Below are 11,913 nucleotides of genomic sequence, written 5' to 3'. Positions count from 1 at the left end.
CGACTTCAACTTCGCCTGGCCCGCCGCACCGGCCGCAGGCGGACTCGTGCGGTCGAGTGGAGGTATTTCCACAACTGAAGTTCGTCCTCCGGTAACCGTCTGGTCCCCTCGGCTGCACCGGTCCGCAGAACTATTCGGACGTCTGCTGTGCTCGCCTGCTCAATTCGCCGCCCTAAAGGAGAAACCGGATGTTGACTCGCCCCCGACGCCCGTTCGGCTTAGCCGCGCTGGTGGTGCTGACGGTGGTGTTGTTGGCCGCGTGTGGCCATAGCGCCAACGTCGGCCGGAAAAGCAGTAGGTCCGCCGGCGCCCGCAACCCCGACGAGCTGGTGTTGGCCGCGGTTCCGTCGGAGAACGCGCAGGGCCTACAGCAGGCCTACCAGCTGCTGTTGACTTTGCTGCAGCGGGCAACCGGCAAGCCGATCCGGTTCCAGAGCGCGACCAGCTACTCGTCGGCCATCGAGGCGCAGCACGCCGGCAAGGCCGGACTTCGTCCAGTACGGCCCGTTCTCGCTGGTCACCGCGCAGAACAGCGGGGTGAAAGTCACTTCGATCGCGGCGGAGACGGTCGCCAAGGGCAACCCCGCCCGGCTACCACTCCTAACGGCATCACCCGGCCGGGAAGCGGGATTAACAGCGTCGCCGACTTCCGCGGCAAGAAGATCTGCTTCGCCGACACGGGTTCGCGCAGGAAAGCATGATCGACACGACCCTTCCGGCGCGCGGCCAGCTGAAGCCGGGCCAGCTGTCGGCGGTGTGGAAGTCGGATCTGATCCCGGTTCGCCGATCGGCGTCAGCGATGATCTCGCACCGGACCTGAAGGCCAAGATCGTCGCCGCGTTCCCGAACGCCAACGTCGATTACATGAACGCCAACGGCATCTACACGCCGGCATGTGAGCATCTCGGCGAGATCAACGGCTAGGGCTACGCGCCGGTGGACAACGCCTTCTACGACGGTGTCCGCAACGTGTGCCGCACCACGCACGCCAAGCAATGCGCGGGGCAATCATGACCGGTGCGGTGGCCCATTCGAATTCGACCGCGTCATCAAGGCTTTCGGGTCCCAGATCCGTGCACTGGACGACATTTCGTTCTCCGTCGCGCCGGGTGAGATCACGATCCTGCTCGGGCTATCCGGCTCCGGCAAATCCACCCTGCTGCACCACGTCGACGGCCTGCATGCCACCGACCTCCGGCACGGTGACCGTACTGGGCACCGACATCGCAGCCCCCACCCGCGCCGAGCTACGCCAGCTCCGACACCGGATCGGGTTCGTGTTCCAGCACTTTCACCTAGTCGGCCGGCTCAGCGTGTTGGAGAACGTGTGCACGGAGCACTGGGCTGGTTGCGCTGGCCGCGGCTCGGACTTTTCACCTACCCCGCGACGTGCGGTGCGAGGAGCTGGCCCATCTAGACCGGGTTGGCTTGCGGGACCGCGCCTTTCAACGCGCCGGCACCCTCTTCGGCGGTCAGCAGCAGCGGGTGGCGATGGCCCGGGCACTCATGCAGCGTCCGGAGATCCTGCTCGCCGACGAGCCGGTCGCGTCGCTCGACCCCGAGTCGGCAGCCCAGGTGATGCAGTTGATCAGAGATATCAGCACCGAGCAGCGGCTGACCGTGCTGTGCAGCCTGCACCAGGTTGGCCTCGCACTGAGCTGGGGCGACCGGGTCATCGGGTTGCGCGCCGGGCAGGTGGTCCTCGATTGTCCTGGGGGGACTCGACCACGACGACGCGATGTCGTGTTCGCCAAATCCGCCAAAGTGGATGCGGGCCCACTGCTCGCCGTCGGCACTCCTGCGTGACCACCCACCGTACCGCGGGTGCAACGCACCTGCGCCGTTGCCGCTGACTCCGCGGAAGGAAACCAGAATGATAGAACCCTTGGGCCATACCCGGCCGGTGTCGACATCCTGCTGGTGACCGACACGACGGACGCCTGGTCGGTCTGCCCCGCACCACCACGATCACCGAGGAGAACTGATGGGGTATTCGGGAGTCCGTGATGGCCTGGAAGCCATTCTTGCCGCCGAGGAATTAGTCTGCCGCGCAATCGATTTCGCACCGGTGCCGTGGGCAGCCACGGAGCAGATCGTGGCGCGGTTCCGGCTGGCCGTCGACCGGGTGATGGGGAGGCGGGGTTGTACGACTAAGCCGCCGCGGCCGCCGCGCTGCGTCAGGCCGAGGGCGACCCGCTGGAGGCCGCGCACCTGCTGCGCGCACCGCTCCACGTTGCCGCGGCTGGCCGTCTGCGCACCCATCGATCCGGACCGCATCACGATCATGCGCCGTATCGTGCCGGCCTTCCGCGAGCCGGACGGCCCGCAGCTGCTCGGCCGCACCACCGACTACACCCGCCGGCTGGTGGACAAGTCGGTCGCTGCGCCCGCCGGGCCGGCCCCGACAGACCCGCCGCCTGAGCCGGCACGGCCGCACAGCGCAGCCCGCGGCGGTTCCTCGAGCTGCTGCGCAAGGCTGGTCTGGTCGTCGACCACCGCACCGGGGATGACCCGGAACCCTTTGACATTACCAGGGTTCCGCTGCGGTCACCCGCGCCGCGGTCGGCGGCGCTGGGCGCGATGGCGTGGGCGGAGACCGGCACCCTGGTCGGACTGTGGTACCGGTCGATCCTCGGCCCCGATGGTGACGATCGGGGGAGGTCCGGGTCACCGAGGCAGAGGCCATCGAGGATCTCGACGGCGCCGAGGAGGACCGCAGCCGTTTCGATGTCTGCTACGGAATGTGCTTCGGGCACAACGAACGCAAGGTGATCGCGATGGCGAACCTCGACATTGCTAACCGCCGGTTCGACCGGTCCGGCCCGCTGTAGCAGCTGCTGTTGCTCACCACCGACGGCCTGGACTCCGGTGGATTTCTGGACCACCTCAAGCTCCCGCACTACGTGACGTTCCGTTCCATAGTGGAACGCAAGCAAGCGCTGCAAGAGGCGGGCACTGTCCGCAGCGCGCATTCCCGAGCCCGCCGGAAGGGATTGCGAATGACGACGACCGACGAACTGCTAGCTGAACTGACCGACGACGAGGCGCCGTCGGGCATTCTCGACGAGAGCGGTAAGCTCGCACGGCCGAGGCCGCTCAATTCAGTGCTCAGCCCGACGCCGCCGAGGCGGTCCTGGTGCGGCGCTGGGACGACAACGCGAAGAACCCGCACGGACCCGAGATCAGCCTGGACCGGGTGCTCGACGCCTACGACCGGTTGACACGGCGCTGAGGTCCGTGAAAAGGCGCGATTTCGCAGCTCAGCGCGGGATGCTGTAGCCTGATCCGGTTGCCGACGCAGGCGACCCTCCTGCCACGGAACGCCCGTGGCCGTACAGACCAGAGGAGGTGAGTGAGGTTTCCATGCGTCCATACGAAATCATGGTCATTCTTGACCCCACGCTCGACGAACGCACTGTCGCTCCATCGCTGGAGACGTTCCTCAACGTCGTCCGCAAAGACGGCGGAACCGTCGAGAAGGTGGACATCTGGGGCAAGCGGCGGTTGGCCTACGAGATCGCCAAGCACGCCGAAGGCATCTACGTGGTCGTCGACCTCAAGGCGGAGCCGGCCACCGTGTCCGAATTCGACCGCCAGCTGAGCCTCAACGAGTCAGTGTTGCGCACCAAGGTCATGCGCACCGACAAGCACTAAGTCTGGTAGCGAGCCGCTCCCCGTCGTCGGCGCCTGTGCGTAGGCTCAGCGAGGGAATGCTCATGACCGTTTTCCGTTTCCGGGCGAGAGCCAGGACGGAACCAGGAGGACACAGTGGCTGGTGACACCGCTATCACCGTTGTCGGAAACCTGACTGCCGACCCTGAACTGCGGTTCACGCCGTCGGGTGCCGCCGTCGCGAACTTCACCGTAGCGTCGACCCCGCGGATGTACGACCGCCAAAGCGGAGAGTGGAAAGACGGCGAGGCACTGTTCTTGCGATGCAACATCTGGCGTGAGGCTGCCGAGAACGTCGCGGAAAGCCTCACCCGGGGCTCCCGGGTGATCGTCACCGGCCGGCTCAAGCAGCGTTCGTTCGAAACCCGCGAGGGCGAGAAACGCACCGTCATCGAGGTCGAGGTCGACGAGATCGGACCGTCGCTGCGGTACGCCACCGCCAAGGTCAACAAGGCCAGCCGCAGCGGCGGCGGAGGCGGCTTCGGCAGCGGCGGCGGTTCTCGCCAGGCACCGCCACAGTCCGGCGGCGCCCCGGCCGACGACCCATGGGGAAGTGCTCCCGCGTCGGGCTCGTTCGCCGCCGGCGACGACGAACCGCCGTTCTGACACCAGAACCCTCAAACCACACAAGACCATCAGCAAATGGAAAGAAAGAAACACATGGCCAAGTCCACGAAACGGCGCCCGGCTCCGGAAAAGCCGGTCAAGACACGGAAATGCGTCTTCTGCGCCAAAAAAGGTCAATCGATCGATTACAAGGACACCACCCTGCTGCGCACCTACATAAGCGAGCGCGGCAAGATCCGGGCACGTCGTGTCACCGGTAACTGCGTGCAACACCAGCGCGACATCGCGCTTGCCGTGAAGAACGCCCGCGAGGTGGCCCTGCTGCCCTTCACTTCGTCGGCCCGCTGACCACCAACGTCCAAACTGAAAGTACGAAAACGATGAAGCTGATTCTGACCGCCGACGTCGACCATCTCGGCACCGTCGGCGAGACTGTCGAGGTCAAGGACGGGTACGGCCGGAACTTCCTCCTGCCGCGCGGCCTGGCGATCGTCGCGTCGCGCGGCGCCCAGAAGCAGGCCGACGACATCCGTCGGGCCCGCGAGACCAAGGCTGTGCGCGACCTGGGGCACGCCAACAAGATCAAGTCCGCGATCGAAGCTCTCGGCCCGGTTGCGCTGCCGGTTAAGACCGCGGCCGACTCCGGGAAGCTGTTTGGCTCGGTGACCGCCGGCGATGTCGCCGCGGCGATCAAGAAGGCCGGCGGCCCGAATCTGGACAAGCGCATCATCCGGTTGCCCAAGGCGCACATCAAGGCTGTCGGCAACCACCCGGTCGAGGTGCTCCTGCACCCGGAGATCACCGTCGACGTCGTCCTCAACGTCGTCGCCGAAAGCTGACTTGGCGCCTTTCCTGACATCCGGCGGCTGCCGTAAATCGGTGGCCGCCGGATATTTGTCGTGCTCGTAAATTGAGTCCCGACCGGCCGAGAAATGCCGGCAACTCCACGCCCGGCTGGCGAACTATTCAGGCCCCCTTATCAGCGGCACCCCTTAACCGGCCCGTAATGTTGCGAAAATCTGGCCGAAAGCCAACACGCCCGGCGCAGTAACCTGCGACGACACGCCGAAGAGATTGTTCTCCACACCAAATGCGCACTGGTGTACTGCTCGTATCTGTGGAGATGTTGCACTGCCTCGCTTTGATCCACAGGTTCTCCACAACCCACTCAACACAGGTGTCGAAGGATATGCACAGGCGATGCACAGCCTTATGAGCAACGCCTCTTTCATGCACCGGCCAGCAACGTTTATGGTCTTCCCGGCGCGAGGCTTACGGGTACTTGTCTTCGGGGTGTGTGAGGGCCTGACCTACGCTGCAAGTGTCGTCTATCGAATGTATGTTCGTATGCATGCTGCAGAGGGAGGTTGGGCCTGTGGCGGTCTTGGATGACCGGGCGCCCGGCACGGACGCCGCACCGCCCAACGAGGAATTCAACCGTCAACCGCCCCAGGATCTCGCCGCCGAGCAGTCGGTGCTGGGCGGGATGCTGCTGAGCAAGGACGCCATCGCCGACGTGCTGGAGCGGTTGCGGCCCGGCGACTTCTACCGGTTGGCGCACCAGAACGTCTACGACGCGATCCTGGACTTGTACGGGCGCGGGGAACCGGCCGACGCGGTGACGGTGGCCGCGGAACTGGACCGCCGCGGGCTGCTGCGCCGGGTCGGGGGCGCGCCCTATCTGCACACCCTGATTTCGACGGTTCCAACGGCCGCCAACGCCGGCTACTACGCCGGCATCGTGGCCGAGAAGGCGCTGCTACGCCGCCTCGTGGAGGCGGGCACCCGTGTGGTCCAGTACGGCTATGCGGGGGCCGAGGGCGCCGACGTCGCCGAGATCGTGGACCGCGCGCAGGCCGAGATCTATGACGTGGCGGAGCGCCGGACGTCGGAGGATTTCGTTCCGCTCGAGGACCTGCTCCAACCGACGATGGACGAGATCGACGCCATCGCCTCCGGCGGCGGGATTGCGCACGGCGTGCCCACCGGCTTCACCGAACTCGACGAGGTCACCAACGGTCTGCATCCGGGGCAGATGATCATCGTCGCGGCGCGGCCTGGAGTGGGCAAAGCGCTCTCGTTGGATACACCGCTGCCCACCCCGACCGGGTGGACAACCATGGGCGACGTCGCGGTCGGTGACGAGTTGCTGGGCGCCGACGGGCGTCCCACGCGGGTGGTGGCCGCCACCGAGGTGATGCTGGGGCGGCCTTGCTACGAGGTGGAGTTTTCCGACAAAACCGTCATCGTCGCCGATGCAGAGCATCAGTGGTTGACCGAAACACACGCGTTCCGGAAATCTGCAAAGGCGGCGGCAGTCGGCCACAACCGCTCCAAAATCCAGCGCACCTTCACGGCGGTGCGCACGACGGCAGAGATCGCCGGCAGCCTGCGGTGTGAGACGAAGGACCGCCAGTTGAACCACAGCGTGGTCAACGCACGGCCACTCGAGTTTCCGGATCGTGAATTATTAGTTCCCGCATACACTCTCGGTGCCTGGCTCGGCGATGGCACTAGTGCCGCGGCCCAGATCGCCATGGTCGACCCGGAAATCATCATGCGGATCGAGGCGGAAGGCGTTATAGTAGGGACGTTGCAGGTGCGACTGCGAACCCTCGGAGTGCTTGGCAACAAGCACATTCCGATCGAGTATCTGCGTGCCTCGGAAACTCAGCGGCGTGCCTTGCTCGCGGGTTTGCTCGACACCGACGGAACGGTGACGGTGGGCGGGGCCATACAATTCTGCGTCACCAACCATCGGCTGGCGGGCGACGTCGCCGAGCTGATCGTCAGCCTTGGCTATCGCTGCCAAACATCGACCAAGCGCGTGCACGGGAGCTCGGAATCGTCCAGCACCGCCTACACCCTCACTTTCTCCACCGACGACGTGGTCTTCGGATTGCAACGAAAGGCCATAACGCACAAGGAGCGTCGCGCCGCTACCGGCGTCCAGCGCTCTGGGTCGCGCGTCATCGTGGATGTCCGCCCGATCGCGACGGTTCCCGTCCGGTGCGTCGAAGTGGACAACGACAGCCACATGTATCTTGCGAGCAACGCCATGGTTCCGACGCACAACTCGACCCTGGGACTGGATTTCATGCGGTCCTGCTCGATCAAGCATCGGATGGCCAGCGTCATCTTCTCGCTGGAAATGAGCAAGTCCGAGATCGTGATGCGGCTGCTGTCGGCGGAGGCGAAGATCAAGCTCGCCGATATGCGGTCGGGGCGCATGACCGACGACGATTGGACCCGGCTGGCGCGGCGGATGAGCGAGATCAGTGAGGCGCCGCTCTACATCGACGACTCGCCGAACCTGACCATGATGGAGATCCGCGCCAAGGCGCGCCGGTTGAAACAGAAGGCAGACCTCAAGCTGATCGTGGTCGACTATCTGCAGCTGATGACCTCGGGCAAGAAGCACGAGTCGCGACAGGTCGAGGTGTCCGAATTCTCAAGGCACCTCAAGCTTTTGGCCAAGGAGATCGAGGTTCCGGTGGTCGCGATCAGCCAGCTGAACCGCGGCCCGGAGCAGCGCACCGACAAAAAGCCGATGCTGTCCGACCTGCGTGAGTCGGGATCGCTGGAGCAGGACGCCGACATGGTGATCCTGTTGAACAGGCCCGACGCGTTCGAGCGCGACAACCCGCGCGGGGGAGAGGCCGACTTCATCCTGGCCAAGCACCGCAACGGCCCGACCAAGACCGTAACCGTCGCACACCAGTTGCACCTGTCGCGCTTCGCCAACATGGCACGCTGAGCGCCGCGGCGGGTACTTATCTTCGTGCTACAGCGAGGTTCTTCGTTCGGTGTCCAAGCACACCGGGGTTGCGTCCACGTCAACCAATGTGGTCTGTAGACAACGACACTGATCGCCATTCCTCGAGTTCTCTGCGCTGCTCGGCGAGCACGTCTTCGATCCGCGCGACGCAATCCTACCCCAGCGGAAATCTCAGCGCCGGGTCGTCGTGGTGGGCGAGGTCGACGATGATGGCGGCAGCTTTTGCGGATCGCCCAGCTGTGCGTGGTTGGTCTCTTGCTCCTAGCGGCGGGCGTTTCCTGCTGTCGCGGCGTAGTCGGCGATTGGCACACCCTTCGGTCAGCAGGCTGCTGTCCAGAAAGTCGGTCAGGAGCGGCCCCGGTTCAATCGCGGTGACCCGGATACCCAACGTTGCTACCTAGGCATGAAGCGCGGCATTGATCGCCTCGACGGCGTGCTTGGTCGCGGCATAGATGCCCCAACCCGGTGATGCTGACTGGCCCGCAACGGAACTCAGGTTCAAGATGGTGCCGAAGCGCTGTACCCGCATTGTCGGCAGGACCACCCGGGTCACGTTGAGCAACCTAAACACGTTGACGTCGAACACCGTGCACTGCCGCGTCGCTGACTTCCTCGACCGCACCGAGTAGTTCATGGCCCACGTTGTTCATCACGACGTCGATGCGCCCGAATCGGGAAAGTCCCTCGGTTAGGGCGGCGGTAACGCTGTTCGGGTCGGTCACGTCGGCGGCAACTGCCAAGGCATTTTCGGCGTTGCCGCCGAGTCGGTCGGTCAGCCCGTCGGTTTTTCGCGCAGTGGCAATCACCTGATCACCGCGCCGCAGCGCTTCCTGCGCGACGAGCAGTCCAAAGCCCCTCGATGCGCCGGTGATGAACTAGGTATGTGGTCTGCGTGGTGCTAGTCATGCGTCCATGATGTTCCGGACTGGCCTGGTGATTGAGGGGTTATCAGGTTTGGCTGTAATCACCTAGGTTCTTGATTGCCATGCCGGAGCGGCGATGATCGGAACATGACCTTCAACGCCGAACTCGCCATTTTCCTGCGTTCGCGACGCACCGCACTGACTCCCGACGACGTTGGTCTGTCATGGGATGCCGGGTCAAGGGGCTAAAGAGAGCCGAGGTGGCGGCGTTGGCCGGCGTGAGTGCGGACTACTACGCGAAACTCGAACAGGGCGGCGTGCGGCAGATTTCCGAGCAGGTGCTGCACGCACTGGCCCAGTCGCTGCGTCTCGACGATCTCGCACGACGCCATCTCGTCACGCCCGCTGGGTCTGCAGTAACGACTGGGCCGCCGGGAGGAGTTCGGCACCGGCTGCGACCGGCGATGCAGCAGATTCTTGAGGCGATGGACTTAGCGCCCGCCTACGTCCGTGACGTGAGCATGGATATCCTTGGCGGCAACCGTATTTGGGAACTCACCTTCCCCGATCTTGCCCGTCTCAACCGGCGCGAACGCAACACCGCATCCTGGACTCTGCTGGATCCGGCTTCGCGGGCGGTCTATCCGGACTGTGAGCAAGTGGCCCGCGAGGTGGCGCACACATTGCAAGTGTCGGCGGGCAACGAGCCCCGCAATCCGCGGATTGTCGAACTCGTCGGCGAGCTGACGATGCGGTGTCCCGAGTTCACAGGGTGGTGGTCCGAGCACAGGCCCTTCGAGCGCACCAACGGCGTCAAGAGGATTCGGCACGCGGTGGTCGGCGAGCTGGAATTCAACTACGAGGCCTTCACCTCGACCGCAGACCCAGGCTTGACGGTGATTGTCTATTCCACGCCGCCGGGATCGGTCAGCGAAGAGCGCCTGACGATGTTGGCAAGTTGGGGCCGCCCGTGATCCGTACTCTCGGCCGGCCCCGAAACCGACCACCTGGCCGGACTCGACAAAGGGGTCTCGGGTCTGCGGATCGGCTTGATCGAGGATTACAGCCTGACCGATCTCGACCCCAACGTGGAGGTGGTGCGCCGGGTCCTGCCTCTGCTCGAGCAACTCGGCGCGCAAGTCACGACCGTGAAGGTCGATAACCTCTCGACGATGCTGGCTTTCACTCCCGCGTTCACCATCCTGCGCTGGGAGTTCGCCCAGGCGATACGCGACGTCTACGGTCCGGTCGCCGACAAGAGCGTCTTCGGCCTGGCCGTCCGTGCCGACATGGCGGCGGCCGCGAAAATCACCCAGGCCGACTACGACGCCGCGGTGGCGCGGCGGTCCGCAGATGTGGCACCCATGCGCGCCACGCTCGACCATGTCGACCTGCTGCTGACGCCGACCATGCCCACCGTGGCGCCGCGGCTTGACACCCGGTCCGACGAGTTATCCTGCGGTCGGCGCTACACCATCCCGATCAGCTACGCGGACCTGCCGTCGATCTCGGTGCCGTGCGGCCGGTGACGCCGAGGGGCTCCCGTTGGGGATACAACTCATCGGCCCCGAGTTCGGTGAGGCGCTGCTGTTCCGCGCGGCCGGCCGCCGACATCGAACGTCACACGATCGGCTGGTAGCCACGCGAAAAACTGCCGTCCGGCTAACGGGAGTGCGGAGTCCTGCAATAGGAGTGCGTGGCGTGGATCAGTGCCCGTCGGGCGAAGCCGTCGAGTTGGCGTGTGTGCGCCACCGAGTTCCTCGCTTCGTCGAGATAGGCGCTGCACGCCTGCGAATGCAGCGAATCCCATTGCGCCGCGATCTCATCCACCAGGATCTGGTCGAGACGGTCTATGACGGTGCGTGCCTGCGCGAGGTCAGGTGCCGCCGCCGGGACCGCATCAGGGTCCAGCCGCCAATCGGCGAATCGAAAATGTTCGATGGCGTTGGTGGCGTCGATCTGATCGCGGAATACCATGCCGACAAACTCCGGATCGATACCCTTGGCGGCGGCCGCCGCGGTTGCGCGATCGATCACTTGTTGTTCGCGCACCGGATCGTCGACGGTGCCGCCGGTCGTGAATTTCACCGCGGCCACCACGCCGGCCGTCTGGATCCGCTGTGCTGCCGCGTCGATCAAAGCATAAAGAGGACCGGGATTTTCGCTGTTTGAAGAGCCTGTGGCCACTGAACTTGCCGATGCGTGCAGTCGGGCCTGTCCGGTCATCGAGTTCATCCTCTTCTGGTCCGTAAGCAAACTCCGCTGTGTGGCGAGCCTATCGGAACCAGCAAGCTTGTACATGCAGGCGGTCCGCGAATGAGTGGTATACATTGTGCCGGTTAGTGTTTCGCAATTTATGTTGTCAAGATCACTACCTCCTCGGGCGCTTCGGATAGCAGAATCGGGGCCTGTTTGCACCCGAATGATCCGAGTCGCGTTCTGAAGCAGGTGCTAGAGGGGGTCGTGGGCAGTGCGGTGCGACGAGCAAGGAAAGCGCCGACGCCAGTCCGAGCGCACGGGCGACTACCCGGTGCGCCGATCTGGTGAGGTCATCAACCTGGCGTTGGTCGCGACGGCGTTGGCCGGCCTGCGCCTTCAACTAGCGGTCATCCCGGCGTGGCTCCTACCGTCGAATCCGGCCTGGGGATGGCTGCTGGCGCCGATCGCGCTTCTGACAACACCGTTTTGGTCGCTCATCCATGACGTGATCCACGGTTACTTGCAGCGCGACCGAGTACGGAACGATCGGCTGGGGCGCACACTCGCCATCGGCTACGGGGCACCGTTCTCGGTGCTCAAAGCGGACCATCTGCTCCATCACCGCTACAGCCGGACCAGTTGGGACCGGACCGAGATCTACGATCCCTCCACAACGAGCTGGACCGCCATGGCGCCTGGCTATTACCTGCGGCTGATCGGCGGGCTCTACTTCGCGGAGGTCGGCTGCGTGCTGCTGGTCTTCGCACCGCGCCGGCTCTGGGTGCTACCTGGCGCCGGCTCGATACTCTGGATACGGTCGCAGGCCTCTTACTG

General features: G+C 64.8%; 14 protein-coding genes and 3 pseudogenes. 14 read left to right on the top strand and 3 right to left on the bottom strand.

The window, feature by feature from the left end:
- The first annotated feature begins 188 nt into the window (after nucleotides 1–188).
- The 11 genes and pseudogenes from FQ389_RS13570 to dnaB all read left to right on the top strand — a co-directional run bounded on the left by FQ389_RS13570 (nucleotide 189) and on the right by dnaB (nucleotide 7,996).
- Nucleotides 189–701 (top strand): PhnD/SsuA/transferrin family substrate-binding protein, encoded by a 513-nt coding sequence (locus tag FQ389_RS13570; protein ID WP_144208483.1) that lies wholly within the window; start codon nucleotides 189–191, stop codon nucleotides 699–701.
- Nucleotides 702–756: 55 nt separating this feature from the next.
- Entirely contained in the window at nucleotides 757–924 is a 168-nt protein-coding gene (locus FQ389_RS18150) for a hypothetical protein (RefSeq protein ID WP_186296425.1), read from the top strand.
- Between the two features lie 124 nt (nucleotides 925–1,048).
- A pseudogene (locus FQ389_RS21350) lies at nucleotides 1,049–1,806 on the top strand (phosphonate ABC transporter ATP-binding protein).
- A 178-nt stretch (nucleotides 1,807–1,984) separates the two neighbouring features.
- Nucleotides 1,985–2,335: pseudogene (locus tag FQ389_RS22585) on the top strand (carbon-phosphorus lyase complex subunit PhnI); the annotation flags it as partial.
- Nucleotides 2,336–2,463: 128 nt separating this feature from the next.
- The gene (locus FQ389_RS20360; RefSeq protein ID WP_313901985.1) at nucleotides 2,464–2,772 is read left to right on the top strand and encodes a hypothetical protein; all 309 of its coding nucleotides are present in this window, start codon (nucleotides 2,464–2,466) and stop codon (nucleotides 2,770–2,772) included.
- Nucleotides 2,685–2,888 (top strand): annotated as a pseudogene (locus tag FQ389_RS20355) (carbon-phosphorus lyase complex subunit PhnI); the annotation flags it as partial. The gene FQ389_RS20360 and the pseudogene FQ389_RS20355, both read left to right, overlap by 88 nt.
- A gap of 475 nt (nucleotides 2,889–3,363) precedes the next feature.
- A complete protein-coding gene (gene rpsF / locus FQ389_RS13555) occupies nucleotides 3,364–3,654 on the top strand; it encodes a 30S ribosomal protein S6 (protein WP_144208521.1) in 291 nt (96 codons plus the stop codon).
- 114 nt (nucleotides 3,655–3,768) lie between these two features.
- Nucleotides 3,769–4,278, top strand: a complete 510-nt coding sequence (locus tag FQ389_RS13550) for a single-stranded DNA-binding protein (protein ID WP_144208480.1) — start codon at nucleotides 3,769–3,771, stop codon at nucleotides 4,276–4,278.
- Nucleotides 4,279–4,332: 54 nt separating this feature from the next.
- Nucleotides 4,333–4,587 carry a 30S ribosomal protein S18 gene (rpsR, locus tag FQ389_RS13545; protein WP_144208518.1) on the top strand — a complete coding sequence of 85 codons (255 nt, stop codon included), beginning with the start codon at nucleotides 4,333–4,335 and terminating at the stop codon, nucleotides 4,585–4,587.
- Nucleotides 4,588–4,619: 32 nt separating this feature from the next.
- Nucleotides 4,620–5,078 carry a 50S ribosomal protein L9 gene (gene rplI, locus FQ389_RS13540; RefSeq protein WP_144208477.1) on the top strand — a complete coding sequence of 153 codons (459 nt, stop codon included), beginning with the start codon at nucleotides 4,620–4,622 and terminating at the stop codon, nucleotides 5,076–5,078.
- 536 nt (nucleotides 5,079–5,614) lie between these two features.
- Nucleotides 5,615–7,996 carry a replicative DNA helicase gene (dnaB, locus tag FQ389_RS13535; RefSeq protein ID WP_144208474.1) on the top strand — a complete coding sequence of 794 codons (2,382 nt, stop codon included), beginning with the start codon at nucleotides 5,615–5,617 and terminating at the stop codon, nucleotides 7,994–7,996.
- A 418-nt stretch (nucleotides 7,997–8,414) separates the two neighbouring features.
- Here the strand turns inward: dnaB and FQ389_RS21650 are convergent, their stop codons facing one another.
- Nucleotides 8,415–8,570: an SDR family NAD(P)-dependent oxidoreductase gene (locus FQ389_RS21650; protein ID WP_260860766.1), complete on the bottom strand. Its 156-nt coding sequence runs from the start codon at nucleotides 8,568–8,570 to the stop codon at nucleotides 8,415–8,417.
- 10 nt (nucleotides 8,571–8,580) lie between these two features.
- Nucleotides 8,581–8,841, bottom strand: coding sequence for an SDR family NAD(P)-dependent oxidoreductase (locus tag FQ389_RS21645; protein WP_260860768.1), 261 nt, complete (start codon nucleotides 8,839–8,841; stop codon nucleotides 8,581–8,583).
- Between the two features lie 263 nt (nucleotides 8,842–9,104).
- Here FQ389_RS21645 and FQ389_RS20335 point away from each other — a divergent pair, with 263 nt between their 5' ends.
- Entirely contained in the window at nucleotides 9,105–9,854 is a 750-nt protein-coding gene (locus FQ389_RS20335) for a helix-turn-helix transcriptional regulator (protein ID WP_313901984.1), read from the top strand.
- A gap of 33 nt (nucleotides 9,855–9,887) precedes the next feature.
- Entirely contained in the window at nucleotides 9,888–10,409 is a 522-nt protein-coding gene (locus FQ389_RS13520; protein WP_144208471.1) for an amidase family protein, read from the top strand.
- Nucleotides 10,410–10,542: 133 nt separating this feature from the next.
- Here the strand turns inward: FQ389_RS13520 and FQ389_RS13515 are convergent, their stop codons facing one another.
- Entirely contained in the window at nucleotides 10,543–11,181 is a 639-nt protein-coding gene (locus FQ389_RS13515) for a chorismate mutase (RefSeq protein ID WP_260860765.1), read from the bottom strand.
- 169 nt (nucleotides 11,182–11,350) lie between these two features.
- On the opposite strand from FQ389_RS13515, the gene FQ389_RS13510 reads away from it, so the two are divergent.
- Nucleotides 11,351–11,913 (top strand): fatty acid desaturase (locus tag FQ389_RS13510; protein WP_260860764.1); only part of this gene is annotated, 563 nt, incomplete at its 3' end.

This window comes from Mycobacterium tilburgii, from assembly GCF_902168065.1.
GTDB lineage: Bacteria > Actinomycetota > Actinomycetes > Mycobacteriales > Mycobacteriaceae > Mycobacterium > Mycobacterium tilburgii.
Note: the sequence above shows the minus strand (reverse complement) of the source record. Positions and strands in the feature narration are given on the sequence as shown.